The organism is Mycobacterium alsense, assembly GCF_002086635.1.
GTDB lineage: Bacteria > Actinomycetota > Actinomycetes > Mycobacteriales > Mycobacteriaceae > Mycobacterium > Mycobacterium alsense.
The window spans coordinates 113720-137014 of sequence record NZ_MVHD01000005.1; the positions used below are offsets into that span (position 1 = coordinate 113720).

Here is a 23295-nt window from a genome sequence, read left to right on the forward strand (position 1 = left end):
AAGTTACCGTCGTCAGCGTTTAGCATCAGGAGACATCATGTGCACCGCGCGACTGCGGCCATCCTCTCCACAGCCCCTCGGGCCGCAGCCGGAGACGAACAGAAGGCATCACATATGCGCCCGCCCCACCGGTATCACATAGCGATCGTCGGCTCCGGGCCGTCCGGATTCTTCGCCGCGGCATCGTTGCTCAAGGCGGCCGACGCGTCGGAGGACATCGACGTGGCCGTCGACATGGTCGAGATGCTGCCGACACCGTGGGGCCTGGTGCGCTCCGGCGTCGCGCCCGACCACCCGAAGATCAAGTCGATCAGCAAGCAATTCGAAAAGACCGCCGAGGACCCGCGGTTCCGCTTCTTCGGCAACGTGGTGGTCGGCGAACACATCGAGGCCCGCGAACTCGCCGAGCGCTACGACGCCGTCATCTACGCCGTCGGGGCGCAGTCGGACCGCTCGCTGAACATCCCGGGCGAGGACCTACCGGGCAGCGTCGCGGCCGTCGACTTCGTGGGCTGGTACAACGCACATCCGCACTTCGAGCACTGCAGCCCCGACCTGTCTTGCACCCGGGCGGTGGTCGTCGGCAACGGCAACGTGGCGTTGGACGTCGCCCGCATCCTGGTGACCGACCCCGACGTGCTGGCGCGCACCGACATCGCCGACCACGCCCTGGAGTCGCTGCGCCCGTGCGGGGTCGACGAAGTGGTGATCATCGGCCGGCGCGGTCCGCTGCAGACGGCGTTCACGACGCTGGAGCTGCGCGAGCTGGCCGACCTCGAAGGGGTCGACGTGATCGTCGACCCCGCGCAGCTTAAGGGCATCACCGACGACGACGCGGCCGCGGCGGGCAAGACGACGAAGCAGAACTTCAAGGTGCTGCGCGACTACGCCCAGCGCGCCCCTCGGCCGGGCCATCGCCGAATTGTCTTCCGGTTTCAGACGTCTCCGATCGAGATCAAAGGCGATGGCAAGGTCGAGAGCATCGTGCTCGGCCGCAACGAACTGGTCAGCGATGAAAGCGGCCGGGTGGCGGCCAAGGACACCGGCGAGCGCGAGGAGCTGCCGGCGCAATTGGTCGTGCGGTCGGTCGGCTACCGCGGCGTGCCCACCCCGGGATTGCCGTTCGACGACAAGAACGCGACCATCCCGAACACCGGCGGACGGGTAGAGGGCCGCCGCAACGAATACGTCGTCGGGTGGATCAAGCGCGGGCCCACCGGCGTGATCGGCACCAATAAGAAGGACAGCCAGGACACCGTCGACACCCTGCTGGAAGACCTGGCCGGCTCCAAAGAGCGGGCCGACCGCGCGGACTTCCCCGCCGACCACGCCGACAAGCTGGCCGAGTGGCTGGCGTCGCGCCAGCCGAAGCTGGTCACCTCCGCCCACTGGCAGGCGATCGACCGCCACGAACGGGCGGCCGGTGAGCCGCACGGGCGTCCCCGCGTCAAGTTGCCGAACCTCGCCGAACTGCTGCGCATCAGCCACGGCTGAACCCGGAGCATTCGGTCCCCAGCCGGGGGGCCATTGGTCCTCATCCTTCGCGATCCTGCGCGGTAGTACTGTCGCGACCCCACCGAACGCGGTTGGATGGCTATGGCATCGCCGTCGAATAGAGGGGAGTTCCGCCACATGGCCGCAGAGCCGTCGTCCTCGACGCAAACCCAACCGCTGATCGGCAAAGGCTGGATCCAGGGCGTCGCCCTGGTGATGATCTTCGGTTTCCTCGTGATGGGCGTCCTGGCCTACCGCACCTACACGGCGTCGATGCCGATGCCCGACCGGGTGGTCAGCGAGACGGGCCAGGTGCTGTTCACCGCCGACGACATCACCAAAGGCCAAGAGCTGTACCAGGCCCGCGGGCTGATGGAATACGGGTCGGTGCTCGGCCACGGCGCCTACCTGGGGCCCGACTACACGGCCGAATACCTGCGCCGGGCGACCGACGACGTCGCCGACCAGCTCCGGGCACAGGGCGTGACGGACCCGCACGACCGGGTGGTCGCCGAGTTCCGGACCAACCGCTACAACCCCGCGGACAAGACGCTGGTCTTCACCGACCGCCAGGCCACCGCGTTCGACCACATCCAAAACCAGTACGCGGCCTACTTCGCCGAGAACTCCACCAAATACGGGCTGCTGCCGCGGCTGATCACCGACAAGACCCAGATCCGCCAGCTGACCGCCTTCTTCGCCTGGACGGCGTGGGCGGCCGCCGCCGAACGCCCCGGGCACAAGTACACCTACACCAACAACTGGCCGGCCGAGAAGCGCGTCGACAACGGCCCGACCGCGCCGGTGATCGTGTGGTCGGCGCTGTCGCTGATCGCCCTGCTGGGCGGCATCGGGGTCATGTTCGCCGTCTATGGGCGCTGGAGCCAGAAGGTCGGCTGGCACAGCGCCGAGACGTCGACGCTGTCGTTCCGCCAACCCGGCACCGTGAGCCTGACACCGGCGCAGCGGGCCTGCATCTGGTTCTTCGCGGTGGTGTCGGTGTTGTTCTTGGCGCAGACGCTGCTGGGCGCGGCCGCCGAGCATTACCGGGCCGATTTGGCGACGTTCTTCGGACTGGACCTCGCCCGGATGCTGCCCTATAACCTGGCCCGCACCTGGCATCTGCAGCTCGCGCTGTTCTGGACCGCCGCGGCGTTTCTGGCCGGCGGCATCTTCCTGGTGCCGTTCATCGCCCGCCGGGAGCCCAAGCGTCAGGCCGTGCTGGCCTACGTGCTCCTGGGCGCGGTCGCCGTGGTGGTGTTCGGCTCGCTGATCAGCGAGGCGCTTTCCATCTACGGTGTGATCCCCGCAGGCGGGCCGCTGTCGCAGCAGTGGGAGTACCTCGACCTGCCGCGGTTGTGGCAGATCCTGCTGATCATCGGGATGTTCGTGTGGATCGCGATCATCTGGCGCGGAATGCGCGCCCGGCTCAAGGGCGAGTCGAAGATGAACATGCCGTGGCTGTTCTTCTTCGCCGGGTTGGCCATTCCGGTGTTCTACGCCGTCGGGCTGCTGGCCAGCAGCGGCACCCACTACACCGTCGCGGACTTCTGGCGGTTCTGGGTCGTGCACCTGTGGGTCGAGGACTTCCTCGAGTTGTTCACCACCGTGATGGTGGCGTACATGTTCGTGCTGCTGGGCGTGGTGCGCGAACGCATCGCCCTGGGCGTGATCTTCCTCGACGTCATCCTGTACTCGGCCGGCGGCGTCATCGGCACCATGCACCACCTGTACTTCTCCGGCACCCCGGTGGAGCACATGGCGCTGGGCGCGTTCTTCTCGGCCGCGGAGGTCATCCCGCTGACGTTCCTGACGGTCGAGGCGTGGGCGTTCTTGCAACTCGGCGCGCGCCAGCAGTCCGGCGACGCCAACCCGTTCCCCCACCGCTGGGCGGTGATGTTCCTTGTCGCGGTTGGCTTTTGGAACTTCCTCGGCGCGGGCATCTTCGGGTTCCTGATCAACCTGCCGGTGGTGTCCTACTACCAGATCGGCACCGCGCTGACGGCCAACCACGGGCACGCGGCGATGATGGGCGTGTACGGCATGCTCGCCGTCGGCCTGGCCATGTTCGCGTTCCGCTACGTGATCCCGGCCGACAAGTGGCCCGAAAGGCTGGCGCGAATCTCGTTCTGGTGCATGAACATCGGCCTGGCGTGGATGGTGTTCGTCTCCCTGCTGCCGCTCGGTGTGCTGCAGCTGTATCACTCGGTCAGCGACGGCTACTTCGAGGCCCGCTCGCTGGGCTACATCACCAAACCCGGTAACGCGGTGATGGAATGGTTGCGGATGCCGGGGGACATCATCCTGATCGTCGGCGGTGTTTTGCCCTTCGTCTGGATCGCCTGGACCGCGCTGCGCAACTTCCGTTCGGGGACGGCGGTGGACGAACTGCCCGAACACCCGCTCTACACCGAGGCCGGGGCCGACGACGCCCGGGTTCCGGCGAAGGAGTGACGGTGGCGCCGCCGGCCGCGTCGGTGTGGCTGATCGCCGGATATTCGCTGGCGTTGCTGGCGACCGGCTGGAGTTTCGACGGCATGGCGCGGCGCGCCTCGGTGCGCGCGGCGCGGTGGCGCACAGGCCAATTCACCTACCGGCCCGATCACGACGCCTGGGTCTGCCCACAGGACCACTGGCTGTGGCCCAGCTCGTTCGATCCGCGGCACCGGGTGATGCGCTATCGGGCGCTGCCGGTGGTGTGCAACAGTTGCCCGGTGAAATCCAGTTGCACCACTTCGGATCACGGCCGCGAGATCAGCCGCGAGATCGACCCGTGGCCACATTCGGACGCGGGGCGGTTCCATCGGGGAATCGCCTGCAGCGTGGCCGCGTTCGGGGTGGTGCTGCCGCTGGCGACGTTGATTGCCAGCCATTCGGCCAGCGAGGCTCTTATCTTGGTGGGCACGGCGGTGCTGGTCGTGCTGCTGGGGTTGCCGCTCGCCCAGCACCTGTGGAACACCCCGTCCAACGCGCCGGACCACCTGCCCCACCGCACCGCCCAGGAGGACCGGGTCGCCGCCGCGATCGACCGGTACTCCACCCGCTGGGGAGGCTGGCAAGACAAGGAGGACAAGACGCCGTGACCACGTGGGTGATCGCCGTCATCGCTGTGGGCATCGCGATCCTGGCCGTGCTCGCAGTGCTGTCGCTGGCCGTGCTGCGCGAGTACGAGCGCGGGGTCGTGTTCCGAATGGGCCATGTGCGGCCGCTCTATCATCCCGGGCTTCGGTTTTTGATTCCACTGGTGGACAAGATGATTCGCGTCGATCAGCGGCTGGTAACGCTGACCATCCCGCCGCAGGAGGTGATCACGCGGGACAACGTGCCGGCCCGCGTCAACGCGGTCGTGATGTTCCAGGTGACCGACCCGCTGAAAGCCATTCTGGCGGTGGAGAACTACGCCGTGGCCACCTCGCAGATCGCGCAGACCACGCTGCGTTCGCTGCTGGGCCGCGCCGACCTGGACACCCTGCTGGCCCACCGCGAGGACCTCAACAGCGACCTGCGCACGATCATCGAGAAGATGACCGAACCGTGGGGCATCCAGGTTCGGGTGGTGGAGATCAAGGACGTCGAGATCCCCGAGTCGATGCAACGCGCGATGGCCCGCGAGGCCGAAGCCGAACGCGAGCGTCGCGCGAAGGTGATCAACGCCCGGGGTGAACTGCAGGCGTCAGAGGAGCTGCGGGAAGCCGCCGAAACCCTGTCGAAGAGCCCGGCCTCGCTGCAGCTGCGCTACTTGCAGACGCTGCTGGAGTTGGGTGCGGACCAGAATTCGACGGTGGTTTTCCCGCTGCCCGTCGATATCATCACGCCGTTTCTGCGGCACCCGGAGGTTTTGCAGGGCATCGCCGACAACTTCACCAACCGTGGATGACGACCCGCGGCGGCGTCGGCGACGCGGTGCGAACGCTCAATCCGGGCTACTTCGCCCTGGTGATGGCCACGGGGATCGTGTCGGTCGCGATGTACCACCACCACGCGAACGCCCTGTCGGTGCTGCTGCTCTGGCTGGCCGTCGCCGAGTTGATCGTCCTGACCGCGCTGAGCGCGGCCCGAATCATCGCCTACCGCGGTGACTTCGCGAGGGATCTGGCCGACCCGGGTCGCGCGTTCGCGATGTTCACGTTCGTCGCGGCGGTCGACGTGGTGGGCACCCGGCTGGCCCTCGACGCCCACCACGTCGCCGCGCTCGCGCTGCTGACGGTCGGCTGGATCTTCTGGCTCGTGCTCGGCTACGTGGTGCCGTGGACGGCGGTCCTGCACAGCGCCCGCGCGCCGGCGCTGCAACGCGCCAACGGCACCTGGTTCACCTGGGTGGTCGCCAGCCAGTCGATCGCCGTGCTCGCCGCGGTACTGCAGCCGGCGATCGGGTCCGGACGGCGGGAGCTGGCCCTGCTCGCGGTGTTCTCCTGGTCGGTGGGCGTGTTCCTCTACGGGGCCGTGGGCGTCTTCGTCACCGCGCGCCTGTTCGTCTACCCGCTGCGGCCGGAAGACCTCGGTCCCCCGTACTGGGTCGCCATGGGAGCCACCGCGATCACCGTGCTCGCCGGCGCCCGCATCGTGGAGATGGCCAACGCGCCGATGGTCTCGGCCACCCGCGGGCTGGTCGCCGGAATGTCCGTGGTGTTCTGGGCATTCGGCAGCTGGTTGATCCCACCGCTGATCGCCGCCGGCGTGTGGCGTCACGTCGTGCACCGCATCCCATTGCGCTACGAAGCCCCGCTGTGGAGCGTCGTGTTCCCGCTGGGCATGTACGGGGTTGGCGGCCATTACCTCGGGCAGGCCGACGAACTGCCCATCGTCCAAACCATCGGCGACGTGCAGAGCTGGATCGCGTTGGGGGCCTGGGCGATCACGTTCTGCGCAATGGTGCAGCACGTGGTCGTCACCGTCGGATTCGGCGACCGCGTCGGGCGAACCCGGCCCGCGCGAACCCCCTAGCCCGAGCCGTCGTTGAATTTGGCGATTTTCAGTTGTCTTGACCCACTTGACATTTCATCGGTAATTCTCCAGTACGAACCGGCAGCGGCGCCTACATTTTTATGACCGCCGCCGACCGCGCGGTTGACCGGCCAGCCCAGCAGGAGATTTGACGGTGGACTACGCCTTCTTTCCGCCCGAACTCATCTCCGCCAGGATCTACAGCGGCCCCGGATCGGGCTCGCTGCTGGCGGCCGCGGGAAGCTGGGATTCGTTATCGGCGGAATTGGGGACCACGGCCGAAACCTACGATTCGGTGCTGACGAGCCTGAGTTACCTGCACTGGCGCGGGCCCGCGTCGGCGTCCATGATGGCCGCGGCCGCGCCCTATGTCGAATGGCTGAACACGACCGCCCAGCAGACACGGCAGACGGCCATGCAAGCCAGGGCCGCCGCGGCGGCGTTCGACCAGGCGTTCGCGATGACCGTCCCCCCTCCCGTGATCGCGGCCAACCGCGCCCAGCTGATGGCGCTGATCGCGACGAACTTCTTCGGCCAGAACACCGCGGCGATCGCGGCCACCGAGGCCGCCTACACCGAGATGTGGGCCCAGGACGCCCTCGCCATGAACACCTACGCCGCGAGTTCGGCCGCGGCCGCCAGGCTGACGTCGTTCGTGTCGCCGCAGCAGACGACCGACGGGGCGAGCGCCCGGAACCCCGCCGCCACCGACCCGCTCTCCGACTTGTACTCGACGCTGTGGCAGTGGACTTCGCAGCTGCGCAACGGGCTGGGCAACCTGTTGGACCTCAGCCCCGTTCCGCTCACCCCCAACGGCGTCAACATCTTGGACTCCATCCAGGCCGTCAACACCGGCCTGCAGGGGACCGGCACCATGGCCGGGATCCCCGGTGCCCTCACGGGCGCTCAGGCCAACCTGGCCTACCTGTCCGGCTTCGCCGGGCCGTCGCCCGCGCTGGGGCCCATGGGACTCGGCCGACTCGGCAACCTGGGCGGCGCGACGCCCGCGTCGGGGCTCGCCGGCCTGCAGAACGCGGTCACCGCGAGCGTCGGCCGCGGCAATGCGATCGGTCCGATGTCGGTGCCGGCGAGCTGGTCCGCGCCGTCGACCGGCCGGGTGGCGCCGCTGCAGCCCGCGGGCCTGACCACATTCGGCGGCGCCGACGAGGCGGCCGGGTCCGGCTATCCCGGCGTACCCGGGATGCCCGCGGGCACGGCGGCGCGCGCCTCGGGCGTCCTCCCCCGCTACGGGACCCGGCTCACGGTGATGACGCGGCCCCCCGCGGGCGGATGATGGCGTCTAGGCGGGCGGCGGTTCGGCCGGCGCGAACCTCCAGTTGTCCGGATTCTTCGGTGAATACACCACCGGGAGCAGCTGGCCCATCGTCGGCCAGTGCTCGACGTCGACGGCCATGCGCTGATAGACGGCGTGCTCGCTGACCGTCGGCCCGCTGATGACACCGGCGATGGTGACGAATTGTTCGCCGGACGCGTCCGGCCGCGGGCTGACACCGGTCACCAGCAGCGTGCCGCTGGCGAGCTCACCGCGCGGGCCGCGCGGGGCGAAACGCTGGGCCAGAAATACCGCGAGGACCGCGACGAGCAGGATCAGCAGACCGAATTCCCACACCCGGCCATGGTAGGACTGCGTCATGAATCGCGACGACCTGGCGCTGGCGCTGCAACTGGTCGACCGCGCGGACGCGCTGACCTCCGCCCGGTTCGGCGCGCTCGACCTGCGCGTCGACACCAAACCGGACCTGACGCCGGTGACCGACGCCGACCGCGCGGTGGAAACCGAATTGCGCGACGTGCTGGCCCGCGAACGCCCGGACGACGGCGTCGTCGGCGAGGAGTTCGGCGGGACCGCGACGTTCAGCGGGCGCCAGTGGATCATCGATCCGATCGACGGCACCAAGAATTTCGTGCGCGGGGTGCCGGTGTGGGCGAGCCTGGTCGCCCTGCTCTGCGACGGCGTCCCGTCGGTCGGCGTGGCGAGCGCGCCGGCGCTGCGGCGCCGCTGGTGGGCTGCGGCCGGCCGGGGCGCGTTCGCCGCGGTCGACGGCGGCCCACCTCGACAGCTATCGGTTTCCTCTGTGGCCCAGCTGGATTCGGCCAGCCTGTCGTTCTCCAGCCTGTCGGGATGGGCGCAGCGCGGCCTGCGCGATCGTTTCATCGAGCTGACGGACGCGGTCTGGCGGGTCCGGGCCTATGGCGATTTCCTGTCCTACTGCCTGGTCGCCGAGGGCGCGGTCGACATCGCCGCCGAGCCGGAGGTGTCGGTGTGGGACCTGGCGCCGCTGGACCTCCTGGTGCGCGAGGCCGGCGGGACGTTCACGGCCCTGGACGGGACGGCGGGCCCGCACGGCGGCGACGCGGTGGCAACCAACGGCCTGCTGCACGACCAGGTGCTCAGCCGGCTGCGGGCGGGGTCCGTGTGAATTTGCTAACACACCGCGCCATCTATCTTACTCCGGAGTAAGATCGGGCTTATCCGCATCGCCCAACCACCGAGGCTGCCGAAATGACCGACTCCGGTACACAAAAGACTTCAACCACCCGCTCACCCCTCAAACGGCGCGGCCGCAAGACCGGCGTCGGGCTGCAACCGCACAAGCGGACGGGGATCGACATCGCCCTTGCGCTGCTCACGCCGCTGGTCGGCCAGGAGTTTCTGGACAAATACCATCTGCGCGACCCGCTCAACCGCGGCCTGCGCTACGGCACCAAGACGATCTTCTCCACCGCCGCCGCCACCTCCCGCCAGTTCAAGCGGGTCCAGAGCCTGCGCGGCGGGCCGACCCGGCTCAAGTCCAGCGGCAAGGACTACTTCGACCTGACGCCCGACGACGAGCAGAAGATGATCGTCGAGACGCTCGACGAGTTCGCCGCCGAGGTGCTGCGCCCCGCGGCCCACGACGCCGACGAGGCCGCGACCTATCCGCCCGACCTGATCGCCAAGGCCGCCGAGCTGGGCATCACCGCCATCAACATCCCCGAGGACTTCGAGGGCATCGCCGCGCACCGTTCCAGCGTGACCAACGTGCTGGCGGCCGAGGCGCTCGCCTACGGCGACATGGGTCTGGCGTTGCCGATCCTGGCCCCCGGGGGCGTGGCGGCGGCGCTGACGCATTGGGGCAGCGCCGACCAGCAGGCCACCTACCTGCACGAGTTCGCCGGCGAGAACGTGCCGCAGGCTTGCGTGGCCATCGCCGAACCCCAGCCACTCTTCGACCCCACCCGGCTGAAGACCACCGCGGTGCGCACCCCCAGCGGCTACCGGCTCGACGGCGTGAAGTCGCTGGTGCCCGCCGCCGCCGACGCCGAGCTGTTCATCGTCGGCGCGCAGCTGGACGGCAAACCCGCGCTGTTCATCGTCGAGTCGTCCACCAAAGGCCTTACGGTCAAGGCGGATCCGAGCATGGGAATCCGTGCGGCGGCGCTGGGCCACGTCGAGCTGTCCGGGGTGTCGGTCCCGCTGGGCGCGCGGCTGGGCGAGGACGGGGCGTGCGACGACGACTACTCCGAGGCGCTCGCGCTGTCCCGCCTCGGCTGGGCCGCGCTGGCGGTCGGCACCTCGCACGCGGTCCTGGACTACGTCGTGCCCTACGTGAAGGAGCGCGAGGCCTTCGGCGAGCCGATCGCGCATCGGCAGGCCGTGGCCTTCATGTGCGCGAACATCGCGATCGAGTTGGACGGCTTGCGGCTGATCACCTGGCGCGGCGCCGCGCGCGCCGAGCAGGGCCTGCCGTTCACGCGGGAGGCGGCGCTGGCCAAGCGGCTCGGCGCCGACAAGGGCATGCAGATCGGCCTGGACGGCGTCCAGCTGCTCGGCGGCCATGGCTTCACCAAGGAGCACCCGGTCGAGCGTTGGTACCGCGACCTGCGGGCCATCGGCGTCGCCGAGGGCGTCGTCGTGATCTGAGTCGTTTCCCACCACGAGCTGAAAGTCCAACCATGGCAATCAATCTGGAACTTCCCCGCAAGCTGCAAGCGGTGATCGTCAAGACCCACCAGGGCGCCGCCGAGATGATGCGGCCGATCGCGCGCAAGTACGACCTCAAGGAGCACGCCTACCCGGTCGAGCTCGACACCCTCATCAACCTGTTCGAGGGAGCCTCCGAATCGGTCGCGTTCGCCGGGGCCGACGCGCTGCGCGACGAGGAGGAGGATCGGGAGCGAAACCACAACGGCGCCAACATGGCCGCGCTGCTGCAGACGCTGGAGGCCTGCTGGGGCGACGTCGCGATGATGCTGTCGGTTCCCTACCAGGGCCTGGGCAACGCGGCCATCTCCGCGGTCGCCACCGACGAGCAGCTGCAGCGCCTCGGCAAGGTGTGGGCGGCGATGGCCATCACCGAACCCGGCTTCGGCTCCGACTCGGCGGCGGTGTCCACCACCGCCACGCTGGACGGCGACGAGTACGTCATCAACGGCGAGAAGATCTTCGTCACCGCCGGCTCGCGCGCCACCCACATCGTGGTGTGGGCCACGCTGGACAAGTCGAAGGGCCGCGCGGCGATCAAGTCGTTCGTCGTGCCGCGCGACCACCCCGGCGTCACGGTCGAACGGCTCGAGCGCAAGCTCGGCATCAAGGGTTCCGACACCGCGGCGATCCGGTTCGACAACGTCCGCATCCCGAAGGACAACCTGCTGGGCAACCCCGAGATCGAGGTCGGCAAGGGCTTTGCCGGGGTGATGGAGACCTTCGACAACACCCGGCCGATCGTGGCCGCCATGGCGATCGGGGTCGGCCGCGCCGCGCTCGAGGAGATCCGCAAGATCCTCACCGAGGCCGGCGTCGAAATCTCTTACGACAGACCGTCACACGTCCAGAGCGCGGCCGCGGCCGAGTTCCTGCGGATGGAGGCCGACTGGGAGGCCAGCTACCTGCTGGCGCTGCGCGCGGCGTGGCAGGCCGACAACAAGATCCCCAACTCCAAAGAGGCGTCCATGAGCAAGGCCAAGGCCGGGCGCATGGCCAGCGACGTCACCCTCAAGTCCGTTGAATTGGCCGGCACCGCAGGCTATTCCGAGCAGTCCATGCTCGAGAAGTGGGCGCGCGACTCGAAGATCCTGGACATCTTCGAGGGCACCCAGCAGATCCAGCAGCTGGTGGTGGCCCGCCGCCTGCTGGGCCTGTCGTCGGCGGAGCTCAAATAGGGGTCGGCCTTCCCCGCCTTCGCGCCGACGCTTAGGCGGCGGCGTTCAGCCGCTCGCGGGTCTCGGCGTCCAGCTCGATCGAGGCGACGGCCATGTTCTCCTCCAGGTGCGCCACCGACGAGGTGCCCGGGATCAGCAGCACGTTGGGCGCCACGTCCAGCGTCCACGCCAGGGCGACCTGCGCGGGGGTGCGGCCGAGCCGCTCGGCGGCGTCGACCACCACCCGGTGGCTCAGCACCGGGTTCGGCCGCATGAAGGCCGCCCCGAGGGGGAAGAACGGGACGAACGCGATCCCCTGCCGCGTGCATTCTTCGAGCACCGGCGCCGAGTCGCGGTCAACGATGTTGAAGGCGTTTTGCACACAGGCGATTTCGGTGCGCCCGAGGGCGTGCAGCAGGTGCTCGCGGTTGACGTTGCTCAGCCCGATCCCGCCGATCAGTCCGGCGTCGCGGGCGTCGATCAGGGCCGAGAGCTGATCGTCGAACAGCTGGTCCGGCCCGTCGCTTTCGAAGACCCGCAGGTTGACCACGGCCAGCCGGTCGACGTCCAGGGTGCGCAGGTTGGTTTCGATGTCGCGACGCAACTCGGCGGGCTCGCCGGCCGGCAGCCAGGCGCCGGCGTCGTCGCGGCGCCCGCCGACCTTGCTCACCAGTGCCAGGTCGTCCGGGTACGGGTGCAAGGCCTCCCGGATGAGCTCGTTGGCGACGTCGGGGCCGTAGAACTGGGCGGTGTCGATGTGGTTGACACCCAGCTCCACCGCGCGCCGCAGCACGGCGAGCGCCTCGTCGCGGTCGCGCGGCGGGCCGAACGCGTTCGGCCCGGGCAACTGCATGGCGCCGAAGCCGACGCGGGCGACGGAAAGGCCACCGAGGGGAAAGGAATCCATGGGGCGAGGTTAGTAGGCTGATCGGACGGCATCGACGACGGAGGTGGCATGCGCGCTGCACGGGTGACCCGGCTGGACGGTCCGGAGGCGATCGAGGTGACCGAGGTCGACGAGCCCTCGGGCGACGGCGTGGTCGTCGAGGTGCACGCCGCCGGCGCGGCGTTCCCCGACGCGCTGCTGACCCGCGGCCTGTATCAGTACCGGCCGGAGCCGCCGTTCGTGCTCGGCGCGGAGATAGCGGGCGTGGTGCGCTCGGCGCCCGACGGCGCGCACGTGCGTCCGGGCGACCGGGTGGTCGGGCTGACGATGCTGTCCGGCGGCATGGCCGAGGTCGCGGTCCTGCAGCCCGACCGCGTGTTCAAGCTGCCCGACAACGTCAGCTTCGAGGCGGGCGCCGGCCTGCTGTTCAACGACCTGACGGTGTATTTCGCCCTGACCGTGCGCGGCCGGCTGGCCCAGGGCGAGACGGTGCTGGTGCACGGCGCGGCCGGCGGGATCGGGACGTCGGCGCTGCGGCTGGCGGCCCTGCTCGGCGCGTCCCGCACCATCGCGGTGGTCAGCACCGACGACAAGGCGGACGTCGCGACGGCGGCCGGCGCCACGGACGTGGTGCTGGCCGAGGGCTTCAAGGACGCGGTCAAGGAGCTCACCGGCGGGCGCGGCGTCGACGTCGTCGTCGACCCGGTCGGGGGCGACCGGTTCACCGATTCGCTGCGCTCGCTCGCCCCGGGCGGGCGGCTGCTGGTCATCGGGTTCACCGGCGGCGAGATCCCCACGGTCAAGGTGAACCGGTTGCTGCTCAACAACATTGACGTCGTCGGCGTCGGCTGGGGAGCCTGGACGGCGACGCACCCGGACGCGCTCGCCGAGCAGTGGGCGGGGCTGGAAGGCCTCCTTCGCTCGGGCCGGCTGGCTGCGCCGACACCGGAGGTCTATCCGCTCGAGCAGGCCGCCGCGGCGGTCGCGTCGCTCGAAAACCGCACGGCGAAGGGCAAGGTCGTCGTCCGCGTACGCGAATGACCGTGTCACGTCGCAGCTTTCACGCGGGCGTCGAGGAGGGCGGTCGGCTGTTTGCCCGCCTCACAGCGACACCCCGAACCGCGGGGCCCCTTGCGCCCCGAGAAAACGAAAACTAATGTCACTTTTAGTTCTGTAGCCCAGCAATCACACCCCTGGAGTCGTCCATGGAATCCTTCGTTCACCTGCGCAAAGGGAAAACACCGCGGCGGCTGCACGCCGACCTGGACGGGCTCAAGGACGACGAGCTGGGCCGGGGCGGGTTCACCGGCCGCACCGCCAACATGTACCGCCGCAACGACCCCACCGCCTACCGTTCGGTCGGTCCGCTGCGGCCCGTCGACGTGCTCGCCGGCGAGCTGAAGCCCAGCGATGCGACCGACGCCGGCGGTGGGCCGCTGCTGATGTTCAGCAACGAGGACTGCCGAATCCTGCTGAGCCGCCGCCACGAGCCGATGCCGTTCTACACCCGCCACGTCGACGGCGACCTGCTGTGCTTCGTGCACCGCGGCGAGGGCCTGCTGGAGACCGAGTTCGGGCCGCTGCGCTACCGCGAGGGCGACTGGGTTTACCTCCCCAAGGCCTGCACCTGGCGGCAGCTGCCCGACAGCGAAACGACGCTGCTGATGATCGAGGCCACCGACGAGTTCCGGGTGCCGCCGCCCGGCGCGCTGGGACGCCACTTCCCGTTCGACCCGTCGCAGGCCACCATCCCGGACCCGGCCCCGATCGACCCCGACCCTTTCAAAGACGGGCGGGACGAGTACGAGGTCAGGCTCGCCCACCGCGGCGGCCCGACAACGCTGTACTACCAACACAATCCGATCGATGTCGAAGGCTGGCGCGGTGACAACTTCGCGTTCACCTTCAACATCGCCGACTACAACGTGGTCACCTCCGACAGCGTCCACCTGCCGCCGACGGTCCATCTGTTCATGCAGGCCACCGGGGTCTACGTGATGAACTTCCTGCCCAGGCCGGCCGAGGGTGTCCCCGGCACCGAACGCACGCCCTGGTATCACCGCAACGTCGACTACGACGAGATCGCCTTCTTCCACGGCGGTTCGCTCTACGGCATCCCGATGCCGCCGGGACTGATTTCGCATGTGCCGCAAGGGGTTCACCATGGCGCACCGGAGAAGGCGCGGGAACGAGCGCGCCGCAAGTTCGACGAGCATTCGCGGGTGGACTGGCAGGTGATCGCCGTCGACACCCGCCGGCGGCTGACGCCGTCGGACGAGGTACTCGCCCACGACCTCGGACAGCACTGACATGGGGGGCGCGCAAGCCGTGAAGCACGACTACGACCGGATCCCGTACCTGGTCGCCTTTCAAAACAATTCGGGGGTACGCGACGTCTATGGCGGGTTGGCCGAGATCACCGTGCTGGAAAGCTATCTGCTCAAGCCGAAAGCCAAGCCGTCCGACACCGTGCTGGTGTTCATGCACCCGATCGGCGGTGGCGCGTACCTGCCGATGATCAACGGCCTCGCCCGGGCCGGCCACCACGTCATCTACTGCAACAGCCGGTTCCGCGGCACGGATTCGGCGCTGCTGATGGAGAAGGTGGTCGAGGATCTCGGCGAGTGCATCAAGGACGCCAAGAACCGGCTGGGGTACCGCAAGGTGGTGCTGGCCGGGTGGAGCGGGGGCGGCTCGCTGTCGATGTTCTACCAGCAGCAGGCCCAGAAGCCGACCATCACGGCGAGCCCGTCCGGCGACGGCCCCGACCTCACCCAACTCGACCTGATACCGGCCGACGGCATCATGCTGCTGGCCGCGCACATCAGCCGGCACCGCACGCTGACCGAATGGCTCGACGCGTCGATCCTCGACGAATCCGACCCGACCAAGCGCGACCCCGAACTGGACCTGTACAACCCGGACAACCCGAACCAGCCGCCCTACAGCCAGGAATTCCTCGACCGCTACCGGCAGGCGCAGATCGACCGCAACCGCCGCATCACCGCATGGGTCCGAGAAAAACTGGCCAAGCTCGCCGCTGATGGGCGCCCCGATGACGAGTTCGGGTTCGTCGTGCACGGCACCATGGCCGACCCGCGCTGGCTGGATCCGACCGTCGACCCCAACGAGCGCACCCCGGGAACCTGCTACCTGGGCGACCCGCGGGTGGTCAACATGAGCCCGGTCGGCCTGGCCCGCTTCTGCACGCTGCGCGGCTGGCTGTCGCAGTGGAGCTACGACGAAGCCCGCGGCGACGGGATCGACTGCGGGCGCGACCTTGCCATCCCGGCGCTGGTCATCGGTAATCTGGCCGATGACGCCTGCACGCCCAGCCACACCCGACGGCTCTTCGAGGCGATCGGGCACCCCGACAAGGAGATGCACGAAATCCCCGGCGCCACACACTATTACGCGGGCCCCGACCAGCGCGACAAGCTGCGCGCGGCCGTCGACGTCGTCACCGACTGGCTGATCCGTCACGATTTCGCGAGCAAGGAATGAGCCGAAAGAACTCGGCCGGCCCGCTGGACGGCATCCGGGTGCTCGAACTGGGCACCCTGATCGCCGGGCCCTTCGCGGGCCGGCTGCTCGGCGACATGGGCGCCGACGTCATCAAGCTGGAACCCCCCGGCGCGCCCGACCCGTTGCGCACCTGGGGACAGGCCGAACTGGACGGGCACCACGTCTTCTGGACGGTGCACGCGCGCAACAAGCGGGCCATCACGCTCGACTTGCGCAAGCCCCGCGGCCGCGAGCTGTTCCTCGAACTGGTCGCGAAGTCCGACATCGTGGTGGAGAACTTCCGCCCGGGCACGCTGGAGAAATGGAACCTGGGCTACGACGTGCTCTCCGAACGCAACCCCGGCATCATCCTGGTGCGGGTGTCCGGCTACGGCCAGACCGGGCCCGAGGCGCACAAGGCGGGCTACGCGTCGGTGGCCGAGGCCGCCAGCGGGCTGCGGCACCTCAACGGCTTCCCGGGCGGCCCGCCGCCCCGGCTGGCGCTCTCGCTCGGCGACAGCCTGGCGGGCATGTTCGGCGCCCAGGGCGCGCTGGCCGCGCTGTACCGCCGCGGCATCACCGGCCACGGGCAGGTGGTCGACGTGGCGCTGACCGAATCATGCCTGGCCGTACAGGAATCCACGATCCCCGACTACGACGTCGGCGGCGTGGTGCGCGGCCCGTCGGGCACCCGGCTGGAGGGCATCGCGCCGTCGAACATCTACCGCAGCGCCGACGGCTCCTGGGTCGTGATCGCCGCCAACCAGGACACCGTGTTCGCCCGCCTGAGCAAGGCCATCGGGCGCCCCGAGCTGGCCACCGACGACCGGTTTGCCACCCACGGCGCCCGGGGCCGCAACCAGGACGAACTCGACAAGATCATCGGCGCCTGGGCCGCCGAACGGCATCCCGGGGAGATCACCGAAACCCTTTCCGCCGCAGGGGTGATCACGGGCCCCATCAACACCGTCGCCGAGGTGGTCGACGACCCGCAGCTGCGGTCCCGCGGCATGCTGGTCGAGCACTACGACGAACGCATCGGCCGCAACGTCCTGGGCCCGGGCATCGTTCCGGTGCTCTCCGAATCGCCCGGCGCCGTGCGCAACGCCGGGCCGGCGCGCCCGGGACAGCACAACTACGACGTCTACATCGGGCTGCTGGGCATGACCGCCGACGAGCTCGACGCCCTCAGGGCCGAGGAGGTGTTATGACCCGCCACGTGAACATTCGCGAGGTGTCCCTGCGCGACGGCCTGCAGATCGAAAAGCCAATCCCGTTGGCCGCCAAGCTGGAACTGCTGGCGGCCGTGGTCGCCACCGGGGTGCGGGAAGTCGAGGCCACCGCCTTCGTGTCCCCGTCGAAGGTGCCGTCGATGGCCGACGCCGCCGAGCTCGCGGCGCACCTGCACGACTACCCCGACGTCGAGTTCTCGGCGCTGGTGGCCAGCCCGGGGGGCGCCAAGCGGGCCGTCGCGGCCGGGCTGCGCTCCATCGAGTACGTGGTCGCCGCCGACGACACCTTCAGCCAGGCCAACGTCGGGCGAACCAGCGCGGAGGCCACCGACCAGATCGAGGAGATCGTCGCCATAGCCCACGGCTGCCCCGCCCCGGTCAGCCTCGAGGTCGTCATCGCCACCGCCTGGGACTCCCCGTTCGAGGGGCCCACCCCGCCGCAGCGGGTGCTCGACATCGCCGCGGCCGCCCGCGACCGCGGCGCCGACCGCTTGTCGATCGCCGACACGATCGGCACGGCCACCCCGGGGCGGGTGAGTTCTTTGATCGGGCACCTGCGCCCGGTGATCGGCGACATGCCGCTGGGCGGGCATTTCCACAACACCCGCGGCAGCGGGCTGGCCAGCGCGTACGCGGCGGTCGGCTGCGGGGTCACCCGGCTCGACGCCTCGGTCGGCGGGCTCGGGGGTTGCCCGTTCGCCCCGGGCGCCACCGGCAACATCGCCACCGAGGACCTGGTCTACCTGCTGACCGACAGCGGTTTCGAGGTCGACGTCGACCTGCAGGCCGCCATCGCCGCGGCCGAGGTCGCCAAATCCGTTGTGGGCCATGATCTGCCGAGCTCCCTGTTGCGCGCGGGCGACCGGATCCGGAACTGATGCCGGCCGAAGGCTTGACCGTCAAGGGCCGCCAGACCAGGCGGGCCATCGAGCAGGCCGCCCGAAAGTTGTTCGCCGAGCGTGGCTTTCACGGAACGACGTTGGCCGACATCACGTCGGCCGCGGGAAAGTCGCCGGCCGTGTTCTACCGGTATTTCGCCGACAAGGAAGACCTGCTGGCCGCCCTGGCGGAGTCTTTTCTGCACGAGGTCGTCGCGCCGTCCGGGCTGAGCCTCGAGCTACCGCAGTCGCCGGACGACGACGCGTTCTTCACGTCGGTGGTGACCGGGTATTGGAACATGTTCAAGCAGAACATCGGCATCATGATCGCGGTGGCCCAGCTGGCCGCCACCCAGCGTCGCTTCGCGGCCGTCCAGAACGAATTCCGGCGCTTCGGCATGGACATCGTGGCCGCCTCGGTGCGGCGGGCCCAGGAGCAGGGCTACGGGGCCGACCTCAACCCGCAACACACCGCGGCGGCCATCGCGCTGCTGTTCGAGAACTTCACCACCGTGTTCGTCGGCACCTCGTCCTCCGGCGGCCTCGGCATCAAGATCAGCGACGAGGAGGCCGTCGCGACGCTGTCGACGGTCTGGAAGAAGACCCTCTACGGCAGGTAAGGAGCGCACACGTGGATTTCACCCTCCCCGAACACCTTCCGGGCGTGCTCGCCGAGATGGACGCGTTCATCGAATCCGAGATCAAGCCGCTGGAACGCGAGCACATCCAGTATTTCGACCAGCGTCGGGAGCATGCCCGCACCGATTGGGACAACGACGGCATCCCCACCCGCGAATGGGAGGACCTACTCGCCGAGATGCGCCGCCGTGCCGACAGGGCGGGGTGGCTGCGCTACGGGCTGCCCGCGTCGCTTGGCGGGCGCGACGGCTCCAACGTCGACATGGCCGTCATCCGGGAACACCTGGCGCACAAGGGCCTTGGCCTGCACAACGACCTGCAGAACGAGTCCTCGATCGTCGGGAACTTCCCGCAGGTGATCATGATGGAGCGCTTCGGCACCGAGGAGCAACGCCGCCAATGGTCGGAGGCGTTGATCACCGGGGAACGGTCCATGGCCTTCGGCCTCACCGAGCCCCGGCACGGCTCGGACGCGACCTGGCTGGAGACGCGCGCCGAACCCGACGGTGACGGCTGGGTGATCAACGGCTCCAAGCGATTCAACACCGGGGTGCACCGCGCGACCCACGACCTGGTCTTCGCGCGCACCTCCGGCGAGCCGGGGGCCGCGGTGGGCATCACCGCGTTCCTCGTCCCGACCGACGCGCCCGGATTCAACGTCCCCTACTACTGGTGGACGTTCAACATGCCCACCGACCACGGCGAGGTCGAGCTGACCGACGTGCGGGTGCCCGGGGACGCGGTGCTCGGCGCGGTGGACCGGGGCCTGGAAGTCGCGCAAACCTTCCTGCACGAGAACCGGATTCGGCAGGCGGCCAGCAGCCTGGGCGCGGCGCAGTACTGCATCGACCGCGCCGCCGAATACGCCGGCCGGCGCACGGTGTTCGGCAAGCCACTGTCGGTCAACCAGGCCGTGCAATGGCCGCTGGCCGAGCTGCAGACCGAGGCCCAGATGGTGCGGCTGCTCGTCCAATACGCGGCCTGGCACCTGGACCGCGACCACCACATGGAGGTCTCGGACAAAGTGTCGATGGCCAACTACCGGGCCAACCGCCTGGTCTGCGACGCCGCCGATCGGGCCATGCAGGTCTTCGGCGGACTCGGCTACAGCCGCCACGAGCCGTTCGAGCACATCTACCGCCACCACCGCCGCTACCGGATCACCGAGGGCGCCGAGGAGATCCAGATCCGCCGGGTGGCGCAGCGGCTCTTCAAATTCGGCCACCGGTGACGGCCTCCCACGACCCCGGGGAGCTGGCCCGCAGGCTGGCGCCGGTGCTCGCGTCGGCGCTCGGCGCGAAGGTCACGATCGAGAACCTGCGCGCGCTGACCGGCGGCGCCAGCCGCACCACCTGGGCGTTCGACGCCGTAACGGGTGAGCAGCGCCGTCGTTTGATCCTGCGCGCCGGCCCGCCCGACGACGTGCACGCGGGCATGGAGCTCGAGGGCCGCGCCCAGGCCGCGGCCGCGGCCGCCGGCGCCCCGGTCCCCCACATCCTGGTCGCCGACGATTCGGTTGCCGCACTGGGCAATCCGTTTCTGATCTGCGACGAAATCGCGGGCGAAACCATCGTCCGGCGCATCCAGCGCCGGCTGGACAGCGCAGACGGCCAAGCGGGCCGCGCCCGGCTGCTGCGCCAGTGCGCGCAGGCGCTGGCCGCCATCCACCGGGCCGATCCGCACATCCCGGGCCTGGCCCGCGAGGACCAGCTCGGGCAGTGGCGCGAGCGGCTCGACGCCATGGGCGACACCACCGCCACCTTCGAATGGGCGTTTCGCTGGCTCGAGGCCAACCGGCCCGGCGAATCCCGGCCTGCGGAGCCGGTTCTCGTGCACGGCGACTACCGGATGGGAAACCTGATCGTCGACGGCTCCGACCTGGCCGCCGTCCTCGACTGGGAGTTGGTCCACCTCGGCGACGCGTACGAGGACCTCGCCTGGTTCTGCGTCCGGGCCTGGCGGTTCGGCGCGCCCGCCGCCATGGGCGCCGGGGGTCTCGGCGGCGTCGAAGACTTCCTCACGGCCTACGAGGCCGCCGGCGCGACTACCGTCGACCGGGTGGCGTTCCACTGGTGGCTGGTGCTGGCCACCCTGCGGTGGGGGGTTATCTGCCGCTACCAGGCCGAGCGGCATCTGAGCGGAGATGCCCGGTCGGTGGAGCTGGCGACGATCGGCCGACGGGTCTGCGAGAACGAGTGGGACCTGCTGGACCTGCTCGAGGGGGCCAAACCGTGAGCGGCATGCACGGCCGTCCCACCGCGCCCGAACTGATCGCGGCGGTGGCCGAGTTCCTCGAAACCGACGTCCGCGCGGCCACCGACGGGCAGGTGAACTTCCACGCCCGGGTTGCCGCCAACGCGTTGCGCATGGTCGAGCGTGAGCTACTCGACGACGGCGGGGCCGACTGCCGCGCGGCGCTGGAGGGCCTGGGTTTCGCCGACGAAAAAGGTCTCGCCGACGCCATCCGGGCCGGCGAGCTGGACGGGCGGCCCGACTCGCAGGTCATCGCGTGCCTGCGCACGCTGGTGCGCCACCGGCTGGCGGCCGCCCACCCCGGATACGAGCACACGGATTAGAGGAGCCAGCATGCCCGCTACCGACGCACGGACCATCGGCGACGTGGCCGGCCGCCTGTTCACCGCGATCGAGAAGGGCGACGCGGCCGCGGTCGCCCGGCTGTGGAGCGACGACATCGCGGTGTGGCGCGCCGGCTCGCGCCGCGACGACGACAAGGCCCGCGCGATGCGCGTCATCGACTGGTTCATCGGCGCGACCACGCAGCGCCGCTACGAGACGCTCGACCGGCGGCTTTTCGACGGCGGCTTCGTCCAGCAGCACGTCCTGCACGCCACCGGCCATGCCGGCCAATCGATCTCCCTGCGGGTCTGCATCGTGATCAGAGTGGGTACACACGGATTGATCGACCGGATCGACGAGTACTTCGACCCCGCCGGCATCGCGCCACTGCTGTGAGATGACATGACGACACTGGAGACATTGCTGGCCGACCCCGACCTGGCCGGCGTCTGGAACATTGACCCCGGTCGCTCGACCATCGCCTTCAAGGTCAGCAACGCGTGGGGCCTGCTGAACGTCAAGGGCCGCTTCACCGAGTTCAGCGGCGACGGGCAGCTGACCGGCAAGGGCGCGGTCTTCGGCCGCCTCGACATCCGGGCGGCGTCGCTGGACACCGGGATCGGCCGCCGCGACAAGCACCTGCGCTCGGACGACTTCTTCGACGTCGAGCGCTTCCCCGACATCAGCGTCGTCGCCACCGCCGTGCATCCGACCACCGGCAAGCGCGCCGACCTGCAGGCCAGTCTCACCATCAAGGGCGTCACCGCGCCGCTGGTCCTGCCCGTCACGATCACCGAGCTCGACGACGGCTCGATTCAGGTCTCCGGCGAAACCCAGGTCGACCGAGCCCGATTCGACCTGGGCTGGAACAGGTTCGGCATGATCGGCGCGACGGCGACGGCGGCCGCGCAAGCCGTCTTGGTTCGGGCGGCCCGGTAGGGCCGGTGCGCCACCAGTACGATCTGACCGTGCCCGACTCCAGCCCCACGTCAACTGTGGTCCTGCGAATCCTCGTCTACAGCGACAACGCCGAAACCCGCGAACGAGTGATGCGCGCGCTGGGCAAGCAGCTGCACCCGGACCTGCCGGAGCTGAGCTATGTCGAGGTGGCGACCGGCCCGATGGTGATCCAGACAATGGACGAGGGCGGCATCGACCTGGCCATTCTCGACGGCGAGGCCACCCCGGCCGGCGGCATGGGCATCGCCAAACAGCTCAAGGACGAGCTCGCGACCTGCCCGCCCATCGTGGTGCTCACCGGACGCCGCGACGACGCGTGGCTGGCCAGTTGGTCGCGCGCCGAGGCCGCGGTGCCGCATCCGCTCGACCCGATCGAGCTGGGCCGCACCGTGCTCGGGCTGCTCCTCGCCCCCGCTCGCTAGAGCCCGCGAACCCTCGGCCAAGGCGCCCTGGCGGCGCCGTTGGCGCCGGGCCCGGCGAACGTGCCGGATCTCACACCCCGAACCGCGGTCTAGTGCTACCCCGGGCACGTGCGGCGACCGCCTCACCGCTATGTTGAAGATCACTGGGATGTGCTTCAGACCCGGCACGTCACAGCAGCCCGGTTACCGCCTGGCGCCCGCTGAGGGCGGCCCATTACGACGGATCATGGAGCGAGTTGAACGTCTACATACCCATCCTGGTGCTGGGGGCGATTGCGACCGCCTTCGCCGTGGGCTCGGTCGCGATCGCGAGCCTGGTCGGGCCGTCGCGCTACAACAAGTCCAAGCTGGCGGCCTACGAATGCGGCATCGAGCCCACCGAAGCGCCGGTGAGCGGCCCGCACGCGACGCCCGGGCAGCGATTCCCGGTGAAGTACTACCTGACCGCGATGATGTTCATCGTCTTCGACATCGAAATCGTGTTCCTGTATCCGTGGGCGGTCAGCTACGACGCGCTGGGGACCTTTGCGTTGGTCGAGATGGTGGTGTTCATGCTCACGGTCTTCGTGGCCTACGCCTACGTGTGGCGCCGCGGCGGCCTGACGTGGGATTGAGGT

The 23295-nt window shown here is 69.4% G+C and carries 24 protein-coding genes; 22 read left to right on the forward strand and 2 right to left on the reverse strand.

The genetic code is table 11. The features are described 5' to 3' along the window. The first annotated feature begins 114 nt into the window (after positions 1–114). From BST11_RS05475 to BST11_RS05500, 6 genes are all read left to right on the forward strand, one after another. Positions 115–1494: an FAD-dependent oxidoreductase gene (locus BST11_RS05475; RefSeq protein WP_083136949.1), complete on the forward strand. Its 1380-nt coding sequence runs from the start codon at positions 115–117 to the stop codon at positions 1492–1494. 138 nt (positions 1495–1632) lie between these two features. Beyond that, on the forward strand, positions 1633–3948 hold the full coding sequence (locus tag BST11_RS05480) for a nitric-oxide reductase large subunit (protein WP_083136950.1): 2316 nt from the start codon (positions 1633–1635) through the stop codon (positions 3946–3948). Positions 3949–3950: 2 nt separating this feature from the next. Next, positions 3951–4577: a hypothetical protein gene (locus BST11_RS05485; RefSeq protein WP_142276200.1), complete on the forward strand. Its 627-nt coding sequence runs from the start codon at positions 3951–3953 to the stop codon at positions 4575–4577. Then, positions 4574–5371: a slipin family protein gene (locus tag BST11_RS05490; protein WP_083136952.1), complete on the forward strand. Its 798-nt coding sequence runs from the start codon at positions 4574–4576 to the stop codon at positions 5369–5371. The genes BST11_RS05485 and BST11_RS05490 overlap by 4 nt, the downstream gene beginning before the upstream one ends. Beyond that, positions 5368–6438, forward strand: a complete 1071-nt coding sequence (locus BST11_RS05495) for a tellurite resistance/C4-dicarboxylate transporter family protein (RefSeq protein ID WP_083136953.1) — start codon at positions 5368–5370, stop codon at positions 6436–6438. The genes BST11_RS05490 and BST11_RS05495 overlap by 4 nt, the downstream gene beginning before the upstream one ends. A gap of 154 nt (positions 6439–6592) precedes the next feature. Beyond that, on the forward strand, positions 6593–7732 hold the full coding sequence (locus BST11_RS05500) for a PPE family protein (protein WP_083136954.1): 1140 nt from the start codon (positions 6593–6595) through the stop codon (positions 7730–7732). A 6-nt stretch (positions 7733–7738) separates the two neighbouring features. Here the strand turns inward: BST11_RS05500 and BST11_RS05505 are convergent, their stop codons facing one another. Beyond that, positions 7739–8068, reverse strand: a complete 330-nt coding sequence (locus tag BST11_RS05505; RefSeq protein WP_083137034.1) for a hypothetical protein — start codon at positions 8066–8068, stop codon at positions 7739–7741. Positions 8069–8090: 22 nt separating this feature from the next. Between BST11_RS05505 and hisN the strand changes: the two genes are divergently transcribed. The 3 genes from hisN (at position 8091) to BST11_RS05520 (ending at position 11601) form a co-directional block, all read left to right on the forward strand. After that, positions 8091–8879 carry a histidinol-phosphatase gene (hisN, locus tag BST11_RS05510; protein WP_083136955.1) on the forward strand — a complete coding sequence of 263 codons (789 nt, stop codon included), beginning with the start codon at positions 8091–8093 and terminating at the stop codon, positions 8877–8879. Between the two features lie 83 nt (positions 8880–8962). Further along, a complete protein-coding gene (locus BST11_RS05515) occupies positions 8963–10363 on the forward strand; it encodes an acyl-CoA dehydrogenase family protein (RefSeq protein ID WP_083136956.1) in 1401 nt (466 codons plus the stop codon). Between the two features lie 32 nt (positions 10364–10395). Next, positions 10396–11601: an acyl-CoA dehydrogenase family protein gene (locus BST11_RS05520; protein ID WP_083136957.1), complete on the forward strand. Its 1206-nt coding sequence runs from the start codon at positions 10396–10398 to the stop codon at positions 11599–11601. A gap of 31 nt (positions 11602–11632) precedes the next feature. Here the strand turns inward: BST11_RS05520 and BST11_RS05525 are convergent, their stop codons facing one another. Continuing rightward, positions 11633–12487 carry an oxidoreductase gene (locus BST11_RS05525; protein WP_083136958.1) on the reverse strand — a complete coding sequence of 285 codons (855 nt, stop codon included), beginning with the start codon at positions 12485–12487 and terminating at the stop codon, positions 11633–11635. A gap of 48 nt (positions 12488–12535) precedes the next feature. On the opposite strand from BST11_RS05525, the gene BST11_RS05530 reads away from it, so the two are divergent. The 13 genes from BST11_RS05530 (at position 12536) to BST11_RS05585 (ending at position 23292) form a co-directional block, all read left to right on the forward strand. Then, entirely contained in the window at positions 12536–13507 is a 972-nt protein-coding gene (locus BST11_RS05530) for an NADPH:quinone oxidoreductase family protein (RefSeq protein WP_083136959.1), read from the forward strand. A 164-nt stretch (positions 13508–13671) separates the two neighbouring features. Next, the gene (locus BST11_RS05535; protein WP_083136960.1) at positions 13672–14775 is read left to right on the forward strand and encodes a homogentisate 1,2-dioxygenase; all 1104 of its coding nucleotides are present in this window, start codon (positions 13672–13674) and stop codon (positions 14773–14775) included. 19 nt (positions 14776–14794) lie between these two features. Continuing rightward, on the forward strand, positions 14795–15970 hold the full coding sequence (locus tag BST11_RS05540) for an alpha/beta hydrolase (protein ID WP_211284653.1): 1176 nt from the start codon (positions 14795–14797) through the stop codon (positions 15968–15970). Further along, positions 15967–17181: a CaiB/BaiF CoA transferase family protein gene (locus tag BST11_RS05545; RefSeq protein ID WP_083136962.1), complete on the forward strand. Its 1215-nt coding sequence runs from the start codon at positions 15967–15969 to the stop codon at positions 17179–17181. Before BST11_RS05540 ends, BST11_RS05545 begins: the two co-directional genes overlap by 4 nt. After that, positions 17178–18080: a hydroxymethylglutaryl-CoA lyase gene (locus tag BST11_RS05550; RefSeq protein WP_083136963.1), complete on the forward strand. Its 903-nt coding sequence runs from the start codon at positions 17178–17180 to the stop codon at positions 18078–18080. Before BST11_RS05545 ends, BST11_RS05550 begins: the two co-directional genes overlap by 4 nt. Next, complete coding sequence (locus BST11_RS05555; RefSeq protein ID WP_083136964.1) at positions 18080–18700, forward strand: TetR/AcrR family transcriptional regulator; 621 nt, start codon at positions 18080–18082, stop codon at positions 18698–18700. Before BST11_RS05550 ends, BST11_RS05555 begins: the two co-directional genes overlap by 1 nt. Positions 18701–18711: 11 nt before the next feature. After that, entirely contained in the window at positions 18712–19950 is a 1239-nt protein-coding gene (locus BST11_RS05560; RefSeq protein ID WP_083136965.1) for an acyl-CoA dehydrogenase family protein, read from the forward strand. Further along, positions 19947–20954, forward strand: a complete 1008-nt coding sequence (locus tag BST11_RS05565; protein WP_142276202.1) for a phosphotransferase family protein — start codon at positions 19947–19949, stop codon at positions 20952–20954. The genes BST11_RS05560 and BST11_RS05565 overlap by 4 nt, the downstream gene beginning before the upstream one ends. Further along, positions 20951–21295: a DUF6285 domain-containing protein gene (locus BST11_RS28360; protein WP_067315920.1), complete on the forward strand. Its 345-nt coding sequence runs from the start codon at positions 20951–20953 to the stop codon at positions 21293–21295. The genes BST11_RS05565 and BST11_RS28360 overlap by 4 nt, the downstream gene beginning before the upstream one ends. A gap of 10 nt (positions 21296–21305) precedes the next feature. Further along, the gene (locus BST11_RS05570) at positions 21306–21692 is read left to right on the forward strand and encodes a nuclear transport factor 2 family protein (protein ID WP_083136966.1); all 387 of its coding nucleotides are present in this window, start codon (positions 21306–21308) and stop codon (positions 21690–21692) included. A gap of 6 nt (positions 21693–21698) precedes the next feature. Beyond that, entirely contained in the window at positions 21699–22235 is a 537-nt protein-coding gene (locus tag BST11_RS05575) for a YceI family protein (protein ID WP_083136967.1), read from the forward strand. A 29-nt stretch (positions 22236–22264) separates the two neighbouring features. Continuing rightward, on the forward strand, positions 22265–22678 hold the full coding sequence (locus BST11_RS05580) for an Rv3143 family two-component system response regulator (protein WP_083137035.1): 414 nt from the start codon (positions 22265–22267) through the stop codon (positions 22676–22678). A gap of 236 nt (positions 22679–22914) precedes the next feature. Continuing rightward, on the forward strand, positions 22915–23292 hold the full coding sequence (locus tag BST11_RS05585; RefSeq protein WP_067315931.1) for an NADH-quinone oxidoreductase subunit A: 378 nt from the start codon (positions 22915–22917) through the stop codon (positions 23290–23292). Positions 23293–23295: the final 3 nt, after the last annotated feature.

What these genes read in the sequence shown, in the direction of transcription:
- hisN (WP_083136955.1), top strand. Translation starts at nt 8,091, where the DNA reads ATGAATCGCGACGACCTGGCGCTGGCGCTGCAACTGGTCGACCGCGCG.
- BST11_RS05545 (WP_083136962.1), top strand. Translation starts at nt 15,967, where the DNA reads ATGAGCCGAAAGAACTCGGCCGGCCCGCTGGACGGCATCCGGGTGCTC.
- BST11_RS05495 (WP_083136953.1), top strand. Translation starts at nt 5,368, where the DNA reads ATGACGACCCGCGGCGGCGTCGGCGACGCGGTGCGAACGCTCAATCCG.
- BST11_RS05530 (WP_083136959.1), top strand. Translation starts at nt 12,536, where the DNA reads ATGCGCGCTGCACGGGTGACCCGGCTGGACGGTCCGGAGGCGATCGAG.
- BST11_RS05535 (WP_083136960.1), top strand. Translation starts at nt 13,672, where the DNA reads ATGGAATCCTTCGTTCACCTGCGCAAAGGGAAAACACCGCGGCGGCTG.
- BST11_RS05575 (WP_083136967.1), top strand. Translation starts at nt 21,699, where the DNA reads ATGACGACACTGGAGACATTGCTGGCCGACCCCGACCTGGCCGGCGTC.
- BST11_RS05525 (WP_083136958.1), bottom strand. Translation starts at nt 12,487, where the DNA reads ATGGATTCCTTTCCCCTCGGTGGCCTTTCCGTCGCCCGCGTCGGCTTC.
- BST11_RS05550 (WP_083136963.1), top strand. Translation starts at nt 17,178, where the DNA reads ATGACCCGCCACGTGAACATTCGCGAGGTGTCCCTGCGCGACGGCCTG.
- BST11_RS05475 (WP_083136949.1), top strand. Translation starts at nt 115, where the DNA reads ATGCGCCCGCCCCACCGGTATCACATAGCGATCGTCGGCTCCGGGCCG.
- BST11_RS05555 (WP_083136964.1), top strand. Translation starts at nt 18,080, where the DNA reads ATGCCGGCCGAAGGCTTGACCGTCAAGGGCCGCCAGACCAGGCGGGCC.
- BST11_RS05480 (WP_083136950.1), top strand. Translation starts at nt 1,633, where the DNA reads ATGGCCGCAGAGCCGTCGTCCTCGACGCAAACCCAACCGCTGATCGGC.
- BST11_RS05515 (WP_083136956.1), top strand. Translation starts at nt 8,963, where the DNA reads ATGACCGACTCCGGTACACAAAAGACTTCAACCACCCGCTCACCCCTC.
- BST11_RS05520 (WP_083136957.1), top strand. Translation starts at nt 10,396, where the DNA reads ATGGCAATCAATCTGGAACTTCCCCGCAAGCTGCAAGCGGTGATCGTC.
- BST11_RS05570 (WP_083136966.1), top strand. Translation starts at nt 21,306, where the DNA reads ATGCCCGCTACCGACGCACGGACCATCGGCGACGTGGCCGGCCGCCTG.